The following is an 18,545-nucleotide window of genomic DNA, read 5'->3' as shown; positions in this document are numbered from 1 at the left end:
CGAGCTACCTTGTCGCCAGCGCGACGCCGGCGAGCGTGAACAGCAGCGCTGTGATCTGGGTCGGCCCGAGCGGCTCGTGCAGCGCGACCGCGGAAGCAATCACGCCGATGACAGGCACCGCCATGGTGCCGATCGCCGCCACCGAGGCCGGCAGGCGGGCAAGCGCGGCAAACCAGGCGACATAGGCGACGCAGAACTGGATCAGCGTCGAATAGACCAAGAGCCACCAGCCGACCGTCGTGACGCGGTCGAGATGCGTGGTCTCGATCATCAGGCCGATGATCGCGATCGGCACGCAGCCGAGGCCGATCTGCCAGGCCGCGGCCGGGATCGGCGGCATCACCAGCGGGTATTTCTTCGCCAGCACCGTGCCGAGCGCAAAGCCGAACGCGCCGCCGAGCGCCATGATGATTCCCGGCAGCTTGTCCTTGCTCGCGGAAATCCCGTTGCCGCCCATGATCGCGGCAAGCCCCGCGAACGCCATCACCAGCGCAATGGTCCGAAGCCACGTCGGCCGCTCGCCGAGCACCGGCCACGCCAGGAGCGAAGCCCACACCGGCATGGTGTAGGCAATCAGCGCGGCCTCGCTCGCCGGCAGCCACAACAGCGCGAGCCCCATCAGCACCATCCAGCCGCTGACGTTGAGCGCCGCATACAGCACGAGGCGCGGCCACAGCCGGGCCTCGACATGCAGGCTCTGGGCGCGGAGCAGCGCCAGCGCCGCCAGCAGCACGGCGCCGATCACGCCGGTGATGCCGCGCAAGGTCAGCGGCGGCAGCTCGCTGAGCAGGAACTTGGTGGACGGCCAGTTGAACCCCCAGCCCACCGAGGTGATGGCGAGGAACATCAGGCCGGCGGGCGCAAGGCGCGTCCGCCCGGAAGGCTTCGGATCTGTCATGGAACCCGGCAAGGGTGTGAAGAGGAGTGAGTCGGCCGCAGCTTGCCCGCGATTTTGTCGCCCGACCATCACGCCTCTGACATGCCTGATCCGTAGTTTGCCCGTAGGGCTACGTGAGTCCCCAAAATTCAATCCGCCACGGCGAATAAAAACTTCGCCTGTGAACAGCGGGGCGAACCTCCAATCCACAGGCGGAGCGAATTTTTTTGGCTTGGGAATCCCTGAGGACTCACCGATAGTTGGCTCGATCACAGGCGCGGCACTGACCCCTGTTATCCCCCTCCGTCCACCATATTTAGTGTTTGATTCAGAAACTCGTACTAGTCCTTGACGGGCGCAACGGACATGGCCTAGCTTTCAACCTGTTCGGCGCGAGTGTGTTTGGGTCCCCGCCGGTCGCTCCCACAAGGGTTCCAAAATGACCACTCCGCCAGGCCTTCGGGCCGCGGGTGAAGGGCTTGTTTGCCCTGATTTTGGGCCGCCGTTGAGGACGACAAACGGGCCGAGAAGGACCCGGAAACAGAGGCCGTAACCGGCCCACGAGAAGCGTACGCGTGACGTGTCGCGTGAGCGTTTGGGGCGTTGAATGCATGACCCGGAGGACCCGACCAGTCGGGCGCCGCCGCGGGACCATGCCGCCGCTGGGCCGGGTCAAATCGGCGCCTGGCGGACGATGAGAAAACAGGCCGGATCCACCGGCTGAGCTGCGGATGACGGGAGGCGTGCTGACGCGTTCTCCCAAAGTCCGCGAACAGATAACATTCCGGCAACCTGCGGGGAAACGTGGGGCCGGGCAGAAGAAGAGACGGGGCTCGACCATGCAGATCCAACGACGCAACACCACCAGCGGACAATCTCCCTATGCCGGGATCAATTTCCGCCTGACGACATCTGAGATCCGCAACCCGGACGGCTCGGTCGTGTTCCGCGCCGAGAACGTCGAGGTTCCGGAGTTCTGGTCGCAGGTCGCCTCCGACGTGCTGGCGCAGAAGTACTTCCGCAAGGCCGGCGTTGCCGCGCGCCTGAAGAAGGTCGAGGAAGAGACCGTGCCGTCCTGGCTGTGGCGTTCGGTGCCCGACACCGACGCGCTCGCCACCCTGCCCGAGAACGAGCGCATCGTCGGCGAGACCAGCGCCAAGCAGGTGTTCGATCGCCTCGCCGGCTGCTGGACCTATTGGGGCTGGAAGGGCGGCTACTTCTCGACGGAAGAAGATGCCCTCGCCTTCTTCGACGAGCTGCGTTTCCAGCTCGCCAAGCAGATGGTCGCGCCGAACTCGCCGCAGTGGTTCAACACCGGGCTGCACTGGGCCTATGGCGTCGATGGCCCCGGCCAGGGCCACTATTACGTCGACTGGAAGACCGGCAAACTGACAAAATCGAAGTCGGCCTATGAGCATCCGCAGCCGCATGCCTGCTTCATCCAGGGCGTCGGCGACGACCTCGTCAACGAGGGCGGCATCATGGACCTCTGGGTGCGCGAGGCGCGCCTGTTCAAGTATGGCTCCGGCACCGGCTCCAACTTCTCGAGCCTGCGTGGCGAAGGCGAAAAGCTGTCCGGCGGCGGCCGCTCGTCCGGCCTGATGAGCTTCCTCAAGATCGGCGACCGTGCCGCGGGCGCGATCAAGTCGGGCGGCACCACCCGCCGCGCCGCCAAGATGGTCGTGGTCGATGCCGATCACCCCGACATCGAGACCTATATCGACTGGAAGGTGAAGGAGGAGCAGAAGGTCGCCGCTCTCGTCACCGGCTCCAAGATCAACCAGAAGCACCTCAAGGCCGTGATGAAGGCCTGCGTGAACTGCGAAGGCAGTGGCGACGATTGCTTCGATCCCGAGAAGAACCCGGCGCTCCGCCGCGAGATCAAGCTCGCGCGCCGCAGCCTCGTGCCCGACAACTACATCAAGCGCGTCATCCAGTTTGCCAAGCAGGGCTACAAGGACATCCAGTTCGACATCTACGACACCGACTGGGATTCCGAGGCGTACCTCACCGTCTCCGGCCAGAACTCCAACAACTCGGTGTCGCTGAAGGATGACTTCCTCCGCGCAGTCGAGACCGACGGCGACTGGAACCTGGTCGGCCGCACCACCAAGAAGGTGACGAAGACACTGAAGGCGCGCGACCTCTGGGAGAAGATCGGTTACGCCGCCTGGGCCTCCGCCGATCCCGGCCTGCACTTCAACACCACGATGAACGACTGGCACACCTGCAAGGCGTCCGGCGACATCCGCGCCTCCAATCCGTGCTCGGAATACATGTTCCTGGACGACACGGCGTGCAACCTCGCCTCGGCCAACCTGCTGACGTTCTACAGCTCGACCACCAAGCGGTTCGACATCGAGTCCTACGAGCACCTCTGCCGGCTCTGGACCATCGTGCTCGAAATCTCCGTCATGATGGCCCAGTTCCCGTCGAAGGCGATCGCCGAGCTCTCCTACGAGTTCCGCACCCTCGGCCTCGGCTTCGCCAACATCGGCGGCCTGCTGATGACCATGGGCCTGCCCTATGACTCGAAGGAAGGCCGCTCGCTCTGCGGCGCGCTGACCGCGGTCATGACCGGCATCTCATACAAGACCTCGGCCGAGATGGCGGCCGAGCTCGGCACCTTCCCGGGCTACAAGAAGAACGCGGCCCACATGCTGCGCGTGATCCGCAACCACCGCCGCGCCGCCCACGGTGAAAGCCGCGGCTATGAGGCGCTCGCCGTCAATCCGGTGGCGCTCGACCACGAGTCCTGCCCGCAGGCCGACATCGTCGCGCATGCCAAGCTGGCGTGGGACGACGCCCTCGCCCTCGGCGAGGTCAACGGCTATCGCAACGCCCAGACCACGGTGGTGGCGCCGACCGGCACCATTGGCCTGGTGATGGATTGCGACACCACCGGTATCGAGCCTGATTTCGCGCTGGTGAAGTTCAAGAAGCTCGCCGGCGGCGGCTACTTCAAGATCATCAACCAGGCGGTGCCGGCGGCCTTGCGCGCGCTCGGCTATCGCGAAGCCGATATCGCGGAGATCGAGGCCTACGCCGTCGGCCACGGCTCGCTGTCGAATGCCCCTGGGATCAACGCCACCACGCTGAAGGCCAAGGGCTTCACCGATGAAGCCATTGCCAAGGTGGAAAAGGCGCTGCCGACCGCGTTCGACATCAAGTTCGCCTTCAACAAGTGGACTTTCGGCGAAGACTTCATTCGCGACACGCTCGGCATCGGCGCTGAAGCCATTGCAGCGCCGGGCTTCGACCTGCTCTCGGCGGTCGGCTTCTCCAAGCGCGAGATCGAGGCCGCCAACGTCCACATCTGCGGCGCGATGACGGTGGAGGGAGCTCCTCACCTCAAGGCCGAGCACTATCCCGTGTTCGACTGCGCCAACCCCTGCGGCAAGATCGGCAAGCGCTATCTCTCGGTCGAGAGCCACATCCGGATGATGGCGGCCTCGCAGCCGTTCATCTCGGGCGCGATCTCGAAGACCATCAACATGCCGAACGACGCCACGGTGGAGGACTGCAAGTCCGCCTATTTGTTGTCGTGGAAGCTGGCACTGAAGGCCAACGCGCTGTACCGCGACGGCTCAAAACTGTCGCAGCCGCTGAACTCGCAGCTCATCTCCGACGATGAGGACGAAGACGATGCGGTGGAAGCGCTCTACGAGAAGCCGATGGCCGCACGTGCCGCCCAGGTCTCGGAGAAGATCGTCGAGAAGCTGGTCGAGCGCATCATCGTGATGCGCGAGCGCGAGAAGATGCCCGATCGCCGCAAGGGTTATACCCAGAAGGCGGTTGTCGGCGGCCACAAGGTCTATCTGCGCACCGGCGAATATGACGACGGCCGGCTCGGCGAGATCTTCATCGACATGCACAAGGAAGGCGCGGCGCTGCGCTCCTTCATCAACAATTTTGCGATCGCAGTATCTCTGGGTCTGCAATACGGCGTGCCGCTCGAAGAATATGTCGACGCCTTCACCTTCACCCGCTTCGAGCCCGCGGGTCCGGTGCAGGGCAACGACTCGATCAAGTACGCGACCTCGATCCTCGACTACGTCTTCCGCGAGCTCGCGGTGAGCTACATGAGCCGCTTCGACCTCGCCCACGTCGATCCGAACGAGTCTGGCTTCGACGCGCTCGGCAAGGGTGTCGAGGAAGGCAAGGAGCCGGATGAGGCCCCGACCCACCAGGCGACCAAGTACGTGTCGAAGGGCCTGACCCGGTCGCGCACCGACAACCTCGTCGTCATGCGCGGCGGCTCGGCCGCGGTCAGCGGCAACGCCGACAACGCCCCCGCCGGTGGCAGCCGCGTCACCGCGCTGGCCCCGCACGGCGCCACCGCCCGCGGCGTCTCCGACACCATCGAAGGCGCGGTCGCCCTCAAGCAGGAAGTCAGCCACGACCTCTCGCCGACCGAGAAGCTCGAGGCACTGAACTGGAGCAAGCCCGGCACCGCCGCAGCCGCCGCCCCGTCCAAGGCGGAGCGTCGCGCCGAGGCGAAAGCCAAGGGTTACGAAGGCGAAATGTGCTCGGAGTGCGGCAACTTCACGCTGGTGCGGAATGGGACTTGTATGAAGTGCGATACTTGCGGCAGCACGACGGGATGTTCGTGAGCAACTAGGCGGAGCCAGCATGAGTGATGAGGGAGAGGACGATCGTCGCGTAACTCGTCGCTCCAATGACGAGTGCCGGCGTATCGCGAATGACACGAAACGCTACTATGGCACCGACAGGCTGTGGCCGGTAAACGTCGGCCGCATCCTCCGGTCGGGCAAGGTTCTGACCTTGCACGGCGAAAGGCCTCTGATTTACGAGTGCGTGGATGATCGCGCACTCGGCAATAAGGATGCTAAAACCGAACTAGTCGATGGCTCAATCAAGATCACTATAAAGAAGTCAATCGACTCATTGAGTACTTGGGGCGACGGAAGGGCCCGTATGACCCAAGCGCATGAGCTTGGCCATGCCGTCATGCACGCAGCCGACGGCTTCATCGATCACCGCGCATCCGGTGCAGCGGGCACTACGACCCTTTCAAAAATAAACGCATCGGAATCCGCGGAACATCAGGCAAAGGTTTTCGCGGCGGCGTTTCTCATTAACGAGCGGCGCGCGTCTGAGCTCGAATCTCCGCTAGATATCGCCACCGAGTTCCTTGTGAGCCTCTCGGCGGCGGAAATCTGCTTCGAGCGAATTCTGGACGAAAGAGATCGCGCCGCGGCAGTCAAAAGAGTTCTAGAATCCAACAGAGAATTTCAGGCTCAAATGCGCCAGGTCGCAAAGCCTGCGAAAAAATACCTGCTAGCCAGATGCCCTGCGTGCATGCACCGAACCCTCGTCCCACTTGGAATCAAGGTAGTCTGCGACAATTCCGGCTGTGGCTACGTGGGCGACGATCCTGAGAATGGCGATCAATAACTAGAACAACCGCAACGATATCCGAGGGCGCCTCTTTATCGAAGGCTTTAGATCTTAGATCCTTGACCGGACCCAAACGAGACCAACTTTGTCTCGCAGGTGCCACCGTGCTGCGTCGTCGACCGCTTCACTCGCCGCCAGCAATTTTGTCCAGACGCGCCGCCAATTCCCCTGCCACAGTGGGTGGATCTCGATGTATTTCCTGCCCCGAGAACCGAAGTACGTCATAGCCTAACGCACTCAGTTTTCTATCGCGCTGTCTATCAAGCGTAAATCGCTCTTTGCTTGAATGATATTGATAGCCATCACATTCGACTATGATCTTGATGTTGGGACGGTCTGGAATCCAAAAGTATATGTCAGGCCTTATCGACCGACCATCGATCCTAATGGCTGGAAATTTCGGTTGGATCGACATGTGAAACAAGCCAGACATAGGAAGATACCGATACTTAAACACAAGTCGGTGCAAGTACCTTCGTTCATCTTCAAGCATTTTGCCCCGGGCACACTCGGTGTCCAGAAACTCATCTAGCGTCTTATTCGGCTTGTTGGCTGCAAACCAAGTCTCCAATTCGCGGAAATGAGCAAGGTCTGACCGAAGCTGTGCAATCTCGGCAGCGCAATCAGTGTACGTGGCGTGAACCGAAAGGAGCTGTTGACTCTTTATCGAACAAAGAACGAGTGAATTCAGAAATAGCTTTTCAATAGGTGACTCAGATCGCTCTGCTATTTCTTGTCTGTTCTCGGCAGTTAGAGCAGCGAGAGCCTCTCCAAAGAACTCATTGAATCCGCCTGAGGGCGCTTCAGCTAGAAGCTCTGCTTTCATCTTTCCTATGAAGAAGTCCGCCAGCTTCAGAAAGCGCTCGTCGTCGAGGAGCGTCTCGCGGAGACTCTCAACGGCAAACCGATCCAAACCAGAGGTCATGTCGACTTCCACCCAGAAAGAAACTTACGCAAGCTGCGCGCAGCTATCCGGACGTCCGGGCACAGTCTGCTGTCGTTCGATTGCCGTATCGAGTTCAGCAACTAAGGGCAAATTGGCAAAGGGCGCAACTACCATTCCGCCCACTACATCCTTGGCGGATTGCGCCTCGCCAGCTCACCTTACTCGCTGCGCCGAGGTCATCGTATCCTCAGGCAAGCCAATCGTAGCAACCGTGGGGCGGATTAGCCGAAGGTTTAGTCCGCCATTCCCCGTAATCCAGTCGACGGGTTACCTTACGCTAGCCGGCCTACGCAATTGAACTAAGCGGCGAGATAGGCGTTACGCCTCCGCCAACACCGACGAAACCGCACCCGCCTCTACTCGTCGGTTCTTCTCGTCCACCATCACCACGCGCGGGCGAAACCTGCGCGCCTCCTCGGCATCGAAGCCGGCATAGGCGACGATGATCACCTTGTCGCCGGCCATGGCGAGGCGCGCGGCGGCGCCGTTGAGGCCGATGATGCCGGAGCCTACGGGCGCCTCGATCACATAGGTCGAGAAGCGCGCGCCGGTGTCGATGTTGTAGATGTCGACGCGTTCGTTGATCAGGAAGCCGGCGGCCTCGATCAGGTTGCGGTCGATCGAGATCGAGCCCTCGTAGTGCAAGTCCGCTTCGGTGACACGCGCGCGATGAATCTTGCCCTTCATCAAAGTCACTTGCATCGAGCCCATCTCGTATTGTTGCGTCGCATTCTCCGCGCCCGCCAATAGGGACCGTGCGGCTCCCGGTCAATACGTGTCGCGCGACCGGGTGTTCCTGCGTCGGCAGGTTTGTTCTGAAATCGCCGACTGCTTTGGTCGGAATGGGCTGCAGGTCGCGGCACACCTGGAATAATCGCGCTGCAATTCGCCCTTCAGGGAGCATGGCATTATCTTGCCATTGATTGGCTGGCAGCGAGCATGAGGCGGATCAGCCGATCCCGCATGTCGCGGGGCCTGTCATCGGGTGCGCGTGCTTCGCGCGACCCGTTGGCTCATGCGGGCTACAGGCCGGCACGCTTCTCAAGAAGCAGCGTGCGGTCGGCGATGTCCTGCAATTCGAACGCCTGGGAGTCGAGGAACGCGACGGACCCATTGTTGGGGTCCGCGGCGAGGCGATGGGTTTCACCCAGATGATGCTTCAGCCAGACCCGCTGCTCGGTCTGCAATTGCGCGTGCGCCTCGCCCTTCGACTTTGCGAGCAGCGCTTGATAAGCGGTGTTGAGCCTGATGTCCCACTTCTCGATAGCAGCCTTGCCGCAATCGAGCATCTTGGTTGACACCCCTTCGGCCTTGTCCATGCACGCATCATACTCTGTGCCTTGCTGCGCGCGGGCCGACAAAGCCCCGAGCACCAGCGTAGCTGCAACAATGACAAGCCTTCGCGAAAGCATGACCACGTCCAAATTGCCCCACCCGCATCTCGCAGCAAGCGTAGGGCGGATTAGCCGTAGGCGTAATCCGCCATTTCGCCAGCTACAGTTTAGGCGGGTTACGCTTCCGCCTTCGCTCGTTGAGCTACGGCGGACAAGTCGCTAACCCGCCCTACGCACCGAACGCGCCTCAAGCCTCACGCCGCCTTCGCTTCCTTCTCTGCCGGCGCGTTTTCCATCGCGCGCATGTAGAGATCGAGCAGGGATTCACGCTCGTCGCGCTCGTCCTGGTCCTGCTTGCGCAGCTTGATGATCTCCTTGAGGATCTTCACGTCGAAGCCCTCGCCCTTCGCCTCCGAGAAGACTTCCTTCTTCTGCTCGGTCAGTTCCTGGATTTCAGTGTCAAGGTTCTCGACCCGCTCGACGAAGGAACGAATTTTTCCGCCGGGAATGGTGATGTCAGACATGGTGTCTCCTGCTGAATGAGGTCGTGAAAATGCAAGCAAAGAGATGACCAATATCTTAAGCACGCGACCGCTGTGGCGAGTTCATAGCTGAGGTATTTTTGTGACGCGATGCGCTTGCATCATCGCATCCGATACAAATCACTCAGGCATCGCCCGCCACCCGCAGCGTGATCCGCGTCAATTCGGACGGGCGGCCGAGCCGCAAGGCAAAGCCCGGCCAGAGCGCGGTGCCATTGTTGACGTAGAGCGTCATCCCGTCGACGTCGTAGCGGCCCGAGACGAAGCCGGCATTGGCGGGCGCGGCCAGGCGGTCGATGCCCCAGATCAATCCCCCATGGGTGTGTCCGGAGAGTTGTAGCGCGACGCCGAGCGCAGCCGAGTTGCGTGCGTCGCTCGGCTGGTGGTCGAGCAGGACGACGGGCGCGCCCTTGGGGGCGCCTTTGAGCACCGCGGCAAGGTCGCGGACGGGGTGCTTCCTGCGACGCGACGCGCGGTCGGTAATCCCTGCGATCACCAGCCGGCCGCCGCCGCGTTCGAGCGCGATGTGCCTGTTCTCGAGCGAGCGCAGGCCCAACGCTTCGTAGTGCGCCATCCAGGCGTCATAGCCGAAGATATATTCGTGATTGCCCGAGATCACGTAGACGCCATCGGCGGCCACAAGGTCCCGCAACGGCTCGATGTCCTTGCGCCGCGCATCGATGGTGCCGTCGATCAGGTCGCCCGTGATCGCGATCAGGTCCACGCCGAGCTTGTTCGATCGCGCGACGACCTCGCGCGCCCATGCCGCAGGAAACAGCCGGCTGATGTGAAGATCGGTCAGGTGCAGGATGGTGTAGCCGTCGAACTGTCGCGGCAGTCCGCGGATCTCGACCTCAATATCCTTCAGAGGCGGAATGCGCATCGCCTGATGAACGCCGATCGCGGCGGCTACGGCCGCGAGCGCTGCAATTGCGTAGCGGACGCCGTCAGGCGCGCCCACGAAGCCGCCGTGGATCAGGGCCGCGACCAGCAGTCCCGCATCGAGCGCCAGTTGCAGCAACGCCAGCAGCATGACCGCGCCGAACGCCCAGTTGAACAGCACGACCACCGGACGCGGAAACTCCGGCGAGAATTCCGATCCCGACGACCATCTGTTCCAGCGGTGAAACTGCAAGGCGACCAGCACCAGCAACGCTGCGACGATCTTTGCCGGGAGCGGCCAGTCGAGCGGCCAGATGAAGCGGGCCAGGATCAAGAGGCTGGTCAGGCCGAAGATGAGTTGGGGAATTGGTTCGCTCCGGATCGGATCGGGTAAGGCTCTGCGGTGGGTGCTCAGCGAAGGTAGGGTGGATCGGTCGCGGGCGTAAGGCGCCGATCAGCACATTTTCGGCAGATCGCGCGGCGCTGAAACGCCCTGCGCGGTACCCAACCGACCCCGCATATCGCGGAGCCTGTCCTCGGGCGCGCGTTCGCGCGACCCGTTGGCTCATGCCGACTACCGGCCGACCTTCCCGGCACAAGCGCCCGATCAATCTTCGATATCGGCAATTCGCCTGAGGACGATCACGACGGCGAGGACCAGGCCAAACAGGCCGCCGGCGACTCCGGCCAGACCCGAACCAAAGACGCCACTTACATCCCGGTCGGATAGAGCGAACGCGGCCATTTCAGCTGCAAAGGCCATCCCAACCGTCATGGCAATGACGATTGCAACGGACTTGGAAAGTTCGACCACAAATCGACATGCCATATCTTCCAAAGCGCCGAGCGCGCGGGTCGCGCGACTATCCGGACGCGAGGCAGCCCGGCCAAGTGCGCTCCGATGCCTTCTGATGGAGGCACCGGAGGCCGTATTGCCGATCAATCGGTTCGCGCGGGGATTGTCGTTGGGATCATCGAGAGCCTCAATGTCCCGTCTCAATTCTCCTCGCAGAAGCAGCGTCAGAAGCAGCGCACAACACAAGAGCACGGCCAGTCCTGCGTAGATGCTGACGCTACCTGCCAAAAGGATCAGAAGGATGCCGAGCCACCCAAGGGCCTCGCCACAAAATTGAACCACTGCCAATCGGGCAATGTCGGCCCATGACTGTTTTCGCCATGACTGTTTTCTCTTGGGGACGAAATCCGCGAGCCTCATCGGTTTGCCCTTCGACAGTCCGCTTTCAGCACCTTCAGCCGATCAATCTCCTGAGATGTGGAGCGTTGGTCGTCGGGCGCAATCCTTCCGTCGCAACGCCGACGAGAAGCGCAAGGGCAGCGCCAATGAGCGGCCTTTGCTCGCAACTCGGCGAAAGCGCACCTCCCCATAGACGGCGGTCAAAGCGCAAAATAGAACTTGAACGTCGCTCATTTTCTTGGTCTACTATTGAACATTGTTCGTTTTTGGTGAAGCCGACGATGCAGACGACCTTCCGGATGGACGGATCGACCGGGTCCGAGCGGCCCGCGAAACCATGGATGAAAGTCACCCCGACGATCATCACGCTCGGCATCATTGCGGCATTCGCGGTGCACGGACGCATCGCGCAGCCGGCCAATTACAACGATTTCGCCGACCACTCGGCCGTCTTCGGCATCCCTTACGCAGCCGATGTCTTGTCGAACGCAGGCTTCGCCCTGGTCGCGATCTGGGGCTGGCTGGCGCTGCGCCCTCACCGGAGCAGCGACCGGCTGCGCGCCGGATGGCCGGGCTATCGCCTGTTCCTGATCGGCCTGTTCCTGACCGCCTTCGGGTCCGCCTTCTTTCACTTTGCCCCCGGCAATGGCCGGCTGACCTGGGACATGCTGCCGATCGCGCTCGCCGGCGCCGGCCTGCTCGTCGGCGTCCGCGGCGACACCTGGCCGGTATCGACGAACCCGGTATCGAACGCGAACATCGAAGCGATCGCTCTCGGGCTTTACGCCACCGCCGGCGTCGCATGGTGGGTTTATACCGACCGACACGGCGCGGGCGACCTGCGACCGTACCTGTTGCTTCAGGTCCTCCCGCTGATCCTGATTCCGCTCTGGCAGTCGATCTATCGCGCGCCGCGCACCGAGCGCCTCGCCTTCGCCGCTGCGATGGCGCTGTACGTGCTGGCCAAAATCGCCGAGGTGCTCGACCATCGGATCGCAGACGCGCTCGGCTTCGTTAGCGGGCACACCTTGAAGCATCTGATCGCGACGGCAGCCACGGCCGCGATCGTCTGGGGGCTCACGCGACGATTCTCGGGCGGCGGCGGTCGAACGGCGGGCACTCGCACAATTTCGGAATAATGGAAAAATACTACTGAGTTGCCCGACGCGTCAAGTCGCTTCTCCGGGCCGTCGCGGCCACGGCTACTTTGCATGGGGTTGTTTTCGATATTTTGGGACGGGCAGCTTTGCCGCTTCAGCGCGCCTCGGTCGGATCAGGCGGATTGACCCGCGTGGCGACCGTATCCATATGCATCTGCATGAAACGGCAACCCAGCCGTTTCGCACCCACCGTGGACACAGCCTGATACCACCGGCCTCGTCCCTTGCGCACCCTCCTCTTGTTCCGGAGCTCCCGTGGCCGCCCTCTCCATTCTCGATCTCGTCCGCGTCACCGAAGAGACCGACGCGCGCGGCGCGCTCTACAATGCGCGCGATGTCGCTCGCCACGCCGAGGCGCTGGGCTATCGCCGGATCTGGGTGGCGGAGCACCACAACATGGCCGGTATCGCGAGCGCCGCGACGTCTGTCGTGATCGGGCATATCGCGGCGGGCACCAAGACCATCCGGGTCGGCGCCGGCGGCATCATGCTGCCGAACCACGCGCCTTACGTGATTGCCGAACAGTTCGGCACGCTGGCGCGGCTGTTCCCTGATCGCATCGACCTCGGCCTCGGCCGCGCGCCGGGCACCGATCAGCTCACCTTGCGCGCGCTGCGCCGGACGCCCGAATCCGCCGAGAACTTTCCGCAGGATGTGCTTGAGGTGCAGGCCTTCCTCGCCGCGGCCGGTCCCAATCAGCGCATCCAGGCCGTGCCGGCCGCGGGCACCGACGTGCCGCTGTGGATTCTCGGATCGAGCAACTTTGGCGCGATGTTGGCGGGCGAGCTCGGCCTGCCCTACGCCTTCGCCTCGCACTTTGCCCCCGAGCTGCTGATCCAGGCGCTGCAGATCTATCGCGCGCGCTTCAAGCCGTCGGAACAGCTCCAGCAGCCCTACACCATGGTCGGCGTCAACATCATCGCCGCCGACACCGACGCGGAAGCGCGGCGGCTCGCCACCACGCAGCAGATGTCGTTCACCAACATCTTCCGCGGCGCGCGCGGTCTCAGCCAGCCGCCGATCGACGACATCGAGACCTACTGGTCGCCATCCGAGAAGGTGCAAGCGATGCGGATGCTCGCCCGCACCATCATCGGCTCGCCCGCGACGGTGCGCGCCGGCATCGATGCGCTGGTCGCGGAGACCGGCGCCGACGAATTGATGATCGTGTCCGACGTCTACGATCACCAGAAGCGGCTGCGATCGTTCGAGCTGATCGCCGAAGCCGGCGGCATCAAGCCCGCCTGACCTCATCACGCAGCCGACCGCTGCCGCTTCTGGCGCGGCAGCGGTTGCTGGTTCGCATTCCGCTCAATGCGCGGCGACGGCTTGCGGCACGGCATGGCTGGCGCGGTTGTCGAGGCTGAGCGCGCCTGCGCCGAACGCTGCGATCTGCAGCAATCCACCCGCCATCATCACATTCTTCAGGAAGTGGATCATCTGGTTCTGGTCGGCGAAATTGCTGTGGAACGCGACCGCGGTTGCGATCGAGAACACCGCCAGTGCCAGCCCCACGGCGCGGGCCTGATAGCCGGCAATCAGAAGCAGGCCGCCGCCGAGCTCGACGACAACCGCCACCGCAAAAGCGAGCGGCGGAAACGGCAGGCCGACCGCACCGATCAGACCGGTGGTGGCCGCATAGGAGCCGAGCTTGCCGAGGCCGCTCATGGCGAACGTGAGGCCGATCAGAAGCCGGCCGGCGAAGGGAAGATATTTGGTAGCGCTCATGGTCGTGATCCTTTGTTGCGTGGATGAATGCGGCGCCCCACTGTCGGTGGCCTCGCCGGTCGCGAACCGTTGTGCTGTCCGCTTCGTCCCTGTTATCGCCCCGCAGCCGCCGATCGATTAGTCGGCCGATTTCAGACGGATCGTTCCACCACGAGAACGATCGCGGGACACGATCCGGATCGCGCAGCGTCGTTCAGTCAGTGGAACGCTCCGTCTGACAAACGCCGGCTAATGCGGCCGACCGATCGTCTCTACGATCCCATGCATCGAAGGAGACGGACCATGTGCGACATCCTCAAACACAACCTGATCAAGGCCCTGCGCGGCTTCCAGCACGCCTATCTCACGCCGGTCGTCCGGGACGACGACGAGGACGATGGCGACATCGCAACGCCGAAGACCAGCCTCGACGACGGCTGGTGAGGCCGCTCACGAGGCGCCCTCGCCGCCATGCAGGCTTTCGCCGCGCTGCCTGTCGAACGGCTTTCCGGTCGACAGGCAGCGATTCGGCGTTGAAAATCGAAGGGAACTATGATGCGGATGAATGATTGGTCCCGCCCGACGCGGGCGGAATTGACCTGGTAGTGCCCTTCATGCGGGACTTCAACGACCTCTATTTCTTCGCGGCGGTGGTCAAGCACGAGGGTTTTTCGGCCGCGGCGCGCGCGCTCCGCCTGCCGAAGTCCAGGATCAGCCGCCATGTCGCGCTGCTGGAGGAGCAGCTCGGCGTTCGCCTGATCGAACGCTCGACCCGCCGGTTGAGCATCACGGCGATCGGCCGCGACGTCTATCGGCATGCGCAGACCGTGGTCGACGCCGCCGAGGCCGTCGATGAAGTCGCGCTGCGGATGAAGTCCGAGCCGCAGGGCCTGGTCCGCATCGGCTGCCCGGTCGGCGTGCAGCGGGCGTTGGCGCCGAAACTGCCCGAGCTGTTCGCCAAATATCCGCGGCTGCGGGCGCAATTCCTCATCACCAACCGGCCGATCAATCTGATCGAGGAGCAGGTCGACGTCGCCATCCGCATCCGCGACAGCCTCGATACCGACAGCGAGATGCAGATGCGCAGGATCGGGACCAGCCGCAGGCTGCTGGTTGCGAGCCCGGCCCTGCTCAAGGCGCACGGCACGCCGAAGGCGGCCGGCGATCTTGCCGCGTTGCCGATCCTCGATGCCACGGAAACGCAGGGCGTGCGGACATGGGAGCTGTCAGGCCCACGCGGACAAAAGGCCTCGGTCGCCGTCGAGCCGAAGATCTCGGCGGGTGACTTCACCATTCTCATTCACGCAGCCGAGGCCGGGCTCGGCATCGCGCTGCTGCCCGAGCTTCAATGTCAGGCCGCACTCAGCGAAGGCAAACTGGTCCGCGTCCTGCCGGACTGGAGCGCCAGGGAGGGCATCATCCATCTCGTGTTTCCGTCCCGGCGCGGCATGCTGCCCGGCGTCCGCGCCACCATCGATTTCCTGGCCACCGCGCTCAAGGCGCAGCTCTAGCTCCGCCGGCGTGCAGCGATCCTGCACGCTCAAACCCGGCTCAATGCCTGCGCGATGTCGGCGACCAGATCGGATGGATGCTCGATCCCGATCGAGAGCCGGATCGTCGTATCGAGCACCCCGATCTTCTTCCTGATATCGGCCGGCACGCCGGAATGCGTCATCGTCGCCGGCAGGCTCGCGAGCGACTCGGTTCCGCCGAGGCTCACCGCGAGCTTGAAGATCTGCAAGCTGTTGAGGAATTTCTCCGCCGCCTGCTGCCCGCCGACGATGTCGAACGAGAAGGTCGAGCCGGCGCCGCTGCTTTGGCTTGCGAACACACGCCCCGCTGGTGACGCCGCGTCGTGATGGCCGAGATATTGCACCTGCGCCACCTTGGGATGGTCGCGCAGATAGTCGGCGACGATGTGCGCATTGCGGTCGGCCTTCTCCATGCGCAGGCTGAGCGTTTCCAGCGAACGGCTGATCATCCAGCACGAATGTGGATCGAGCTGGGTGCCGATCGCGCCGCGCAGCGCCTTGACGTCCTTCATCAGCTTCTTCGAGCCGAGCGCCGCGCCCGCGATCAGATCGGAGTGGCCGCCGACATATTTGGTCAGCGAGTACAGCGAGAGGTCCGCGCCGTGCTCGATCGGGCGCTGAAACACCGGCCCGAGCAGCGTGTTGTCGCAGGCGATGATCGGGGGAAAGCCCTGCGCCTTGCCGATCGCGTCGGCGACGCGCCTTGTGAGCGCGATATCGACCTGGCCGTTGGTCGGATTGGCCGGCGTCTCGATGAAGATCATCGCGACGCGGCCCTTCTTCATCGCCTCGTCGGCAGCAGCGCGGACGATGGTCTCGTCGAGGCCGTCGGCAAAGCCGACCGCGCCGATCGAAAAGCCCGCCAGCGTCCTGGTGAACAGCGTCTCCGTGCCGCCATAGAGCGGCTGCGAATGCAGGATCACGTCGCCGGGCCGCGCGAAGGCCAGCACCGTGGTCGAGATCGCCGACATGCCGGAGGAGAACAGCGCGCAGCTCTCGGTGCGCTCATAGATCGCGAGCCGGTCCTCGACGATCTCACTGTTCGGATGATTGAAGCGCGAATAGACCAGCCCCGCTCCCATGCCTTCCGGAGGCTCGCGCCGGCCCGCAACGAAATCGAAAAAGTCCTTGCCGTCCTCGGCGGTCCGGAACACGAAGGTCGAGGTCAAAAATACCGGCGGCTTGACGGCGCCCTCCGACAGTTGCGGATCGTAGCCGTAGTTGAGCATCTGGGTTTCCGGATGCAGCAGGTGGTTGCCGATGTGGGTTCTGGACGGAAACGGTTTGACCACGGCCAGTCTCCTTGTCTCGAGGGATCGCCGCATCGGCTGATCCATAAGAATCTGCCGCAAGCATACTCCACCTTTGTGCCATTCCGCCAAAACACTGCATCGAACACTCTGGATAACGAACGGCCGGCGTGCGCCCGCGCCGCCGGCCGTCCGAAAACCTCGTATCGTGCGTGCGTGATGTCACTTAGCTGAAGACATCAGGACCGATCGCCGGCGCGGGCTGCTCACGCTGCGGTGAATACGCCGCTACCAGCTGCGATCCACATTGCGCACCTCGCCGGTGCGCGCATCGACATCGACCTGCATCCAGCGGCCGAGCCGGTCACGGCCCTCGACTTCCCACTCGTCGCCGAGGAACTGGGTGTTGGACACCGTCACGACGCCGAGATTGGTCGCGACGTCGAGGGCGGCCTCCATCGAAATCTGGCTGCCGGAATCGTAGGCCATCGCCGGCGTCGCTGCGCCGATCGCCAACGCCGCAATCGCCGGAATAATCAAGCTTCGCATCAGTCACTCCTCATGGAACGGGATGTCATGCCGCATAAACGAGCGGCGCACCCGATCAGTTCCGACAACAGGGATGACGAAGCAGCGTGAAACTTCGGCAGTTGCGGCAATTTGGTGGCAGCTTTGGTTTCACCGACGCCCGCCGCGCGGCTTGCGCGTTGCCTTCTTCCACATCCGGAATCCACCCTCGAATGCGTTGGCGTTGTCGCCGAACCTCACTTTCGGCGGCGGGTTGTCGACCTTGTCGGCATTGCCGCCGCCGAGCACGATGTAGTCGGGCTCCAGCGCCGCCGACAGCCGCGCGATGACGTCGTCGACGCTTTTGCGCCACTTCTTCCGGCCGCGCCGCTCGAGGCCGGCGGCGCCGACATAGTCCTCGAACGTCCCGTCCTTGCGATAGGGCAAATGACCGAGCTCCATCGGCTCGTAAATTCCTTCCACGATCATCGCCGAGCCAAGCCCGGTGCCGAGGCCGAGAAACAACATCCGTCCGCCCTGATAGCTACCGATCGCCTGCATCAGCGCATCGTTGACGACCTTCACCGGCCGGCCGAACGCGCTGTGAAAATCGAAGCCGGCCCAGCCGCGGCCGAGATTGTGCGGCTCCGTCAACGGACGGTCGTGAACCACCGGTCCGGGATAGCCGATCGAGATCACGTCATAGGACCAGTCCCTGGTCAGCGCCATGACCTGCCGCACCATCTCGGTGGCGGACAGCGTTGGACCCGACTCGAATTCGCGCTTGATGCGCTCCTTGTCGGTCATGACCTTCACATGCGTGCCGCCGATGTCGATCGCCAGCACCGTCCGGCGCGACACGGGCTTTGCCGTCTTCCTGCCTGTCTTCCTGCCTGTCTTCTTGCCTGTCTTCTTGGCCATCGGCGCGATCTCTGTTGTGGGCGCCGAGTGGAGCAGAGAAACGCAGCGCGCGCCACAGCGCCGTTCTGCATCTGACTCCAATTTGTTCGCGGGGAACGAATCGGAATCGGGAAAATCGGCGCGGCTCAGGCGTTAACAACCTCTGTGCATGAACCGCGTCCGAGCGACCGATGTTGTGCCACGGTGGGATTATTGCGCTCGGTGCGGAACATCGCCGTGTGGTTCAGGCCCGTCGCATGTGCTGGCCTCCCGGATTGTGCGACAGACGGCA

17 protein-coding genes are annotated in these 18,545 nt (G+C 63.2%); 6 read left to right on the top strand and 11 right to left on the bottom strand.

What is annotated here, in order from left to right:
• Window positions 1–4: 4 nt before the first annotated feature.
• The gene (locus ACE103_RS19475) at window positions 5–898 is read right to left on the bottom strand and encodes a DMT family transporter (protein WP_375780743.1); all 894 of its coding nucleotides are present in this window, start codon (window positions 896–898) and stop codon (window positions 5–7) included.
• Window positions 899–1,716: 818 nt separating this feature from the next.
• Here ACE103_RS19475 and ACE103_RS19470 point away from each other — a divergent pair.
• Window positions 1,717–5,490 (top strand): vitamin B12-dependent ribonucleotide reductase, encoded by a 3,774-nt coding sequence (locus tag ACE103_RS19470; RefSeq protein WP_375780742.1) that lies wholly within the window; start codon window positions 1,717–1,719, stop codon window positions 5,488–5,490.
• A 19-nt stretch (window positions 5,491–5,509) separates the two neighbouring features.
• Window positions 5,510–6,295 (top strand): ImmA/IrrE family metallo-endopeptidase, encoded by a 786-nt coding sequence (locus ACE103_RS19465; RefSeq protein WP_375780741.1) that lies wholly within the window; start codon window positions 5,510–5,512, stop codon window positions 6,293–6,295.
• A 127-nt stretch (window positions 6,296–6,422) separates the two neighbouring features.
• Here ACE103_RS19465 and ACE103_RS19460 read toward each other — a convergent pair whose 3' ends face one another.
• From ACE103_RS19460 to ACE103_RS19435, 6 genes are all read right to left on the bottom strand, one after another.
• Window positions 6,423–7,223 (bottom strand): endonuclease domain-containing protein, encoded by an 801-nt coding sequence (locus ACE103_RS19460; protein ID WP_375780740.1) that lies wholly within the window; start codon window positions 7,221–7,223, stop codon window positions 6,423–6,425.
• A gap of 339 nt (window positions 7,224–7,562) precedes the next feature.
• Complete coding sequence (panD, locus tag ACE103_RS19455) at window positions 7,563–7,946, bottom strand: aspartate 1-decarboxylase (RefSeq protein ID WP_375780739.1); 384 nt, start codon at window positions 7,944–7,946, stop codon at window positions 7,563–7,565.
• Between the two features lie 320 nt (window positions 7,947–8,266).
• A complete protein-coding gene (locus tag ACE103_RS19450) occupies window positions 8,267–8,662 on the bottom strand; it encodes a lysozyme inhibitor LprI family protein (RefSeq protein WP_375781146.1) in 396 nt (131 codons plus the stop codon).
• 170 nt (window positions 8,663–8,832) lie between these two features.
• Window positions 8,833–9,102, bottom strand: a complete 270-nt coding sequence (locus ACE103_RS19445) for a DUF2312 domain-containing protein (protein ID WP_375780738.1) — start codon at window positions 9,100–9,102, stop codon at window positions 8,833–8,835.
• 142 nt (window positions 9,103–9,244) lie between these two features.
• Entirely contained in the window at window positions 9,245–10,369 is a 1,125-nt protein-coding gene (locus ACE103_RS19440) for a metallophosphoesterase (RefSeq protein WP_375781145.1), read from the bottom strand.
• A gap of 240 nt (window positions 10,370–10,609) precedes the next feature.
• The gene (locus tag ACE103_RS19435; protein ID WP_375780737.1) at window positions 10,610–11,218 is read right to left on the bottom strand and encodes a hypothetical protein; all 609 of its coding nucleotides are present in this window, start codon (window positions 11,216–11,218) and stop codon (window positions 10,610–10,612) included.
• A 125-nt stretch (window positions 11,219–11,343) separates the two neighbouring features.
• Between ACE103_RS19435 and ACE103_RS19430 the strand changes: the two genes are divergently transcribed.
• Together ACE103_RS19430 and ACE103_RS19425 are read left to right on the top strand one after the other, a co-directional pair.
• Window positions 11,344–12,336, top strand: coding sequence for a hypothetical protein (locus ACE103_RS19430; RefSeq protein WP_375780736.1), 993 nt, complete (start codon window positions 11,344–11,346; stop codon window positions 12,334–12,336).
• A gap of 276 nt (window positions 12,337–12,612) precedes the next feature.
• Complete coding sequence (locus ACE103_RS19425) at window positions 12,613–13,605, top strand: LLM class flavin-dependent oxidoreductase (RefSeq protein WP_375780735.1); 993 nt, start codon at window positions 12,613–12,615, stop codon at window positions 13,603–13,605.
• 63 nt (window positions 13,606–13,668) lie between these two features.
• On the opposite strand, the gene ACE103_RS19420 is transcribed toward ACE103_RS19425, so the two are convergent.
• Window positions 13,669–14,085: a DoxX family protein gene (locus ACE103_RS19420; RefSeq protein ID WP_375780734.1), complete on the bottom strand. Its 417-nt coding sequence runs from the start codon at window positions 14,083–14,085 to the stop codon at window positions 13,669–13,671.
• Between the two features lie 282 nt (window positions 14,086–14,367).
• Between ACE103_RS19420 and ACE103_RS19415 the strand changes: the two genes are divergently transcribed.
• Both ACE103_RS19415 and ACE103_RS19410 read left to right on the top strand, forming a co-directional pair.
• Window positions 14,368–14,508: a hypothetical protein gene (locus tag ACE103_RS19415; RefSeq protein ID WP_223967927.1), complete on the top strand. Its 141-nt coding sequence runs from the start codon at window positions 14,368–14,370 to the stop codon at window positions 14,506–14,508.
• 125 nt (window positions 14,509–14,633) lie between these two features.
• Window positions 14,634–15,575: a LysR family transcriptional regulator gene (locus ACE103_RS19410; protein ID WP_375780733.1), complete on the top strand. Its 942-nt coding sequence runs from the start codon at window positions 14,634–14,636 to the stop codon at window positions 15,573–15,575.
• A 29-nt stretch (window positions 15,576–15,604) separates the two neighbouring features.
• Here the strand turns inward: ACE103_RS19410 and ACE103_RS19405 are convergent, their stop codons facing one another.
• The 3 genes from ACE103_RS19405 to ACE103_RS19395 form a co-directional block, all read right to left on the bottom strand.
• Window positions 15,605–16,888 carry a cystathionine gamma-synthase family protein gene (locus ACE103_RS19405; protein ID WP_375780732.1) on the bottom strand — a complete coding sequence of 428 codons (1,284 nt, stop codon included), beginning with the start codon at window positions 16,886–16,888 and terminating at the stop codon, window positions 15,605–15,607.
• A 246-nt stretch (window positions 16,889–17,134) separates the two neighbouring features.
• A complete protein-coding gene (locus ACE103_RS19400) occupies window positions 17,135–17,395 on the bottom strand; it encodes a PepSY domain-containing protein (protein WP_173643287.1) in 261 nt (86 codons plus the stop codon).
• Between the two features lie 129 nt (window positions 17,396–17,524).
• On the bottom strand, window positions 17,525–18,274 hold the full coding sequence (locus ACE103_RS19395) for an ROK family protein (protein ID WP_375780731.1): 750 nt from the start codon (window positions 18,272–18,274) through the stop codon (window positions 17,525–17,527).
• Between the last annotated feature and the right edge of the window lie 271 nt (window positions 18,275–18,545).

This window comes from Bradyrhizobium sp. ma5, from assembly GCF_042258955.1.
Taxonomy (GTDB): domain Bacteria; phylum Pseudomonadota; class Alphaproteobacteria; order Rhizobiales; family Xanthobacteraceae; genus Bradyrhizobium.
Note: the sequence above shows the minus strand (reverse complement) of the source record. Positions and strands in the feature narration are given on the sequence as shown.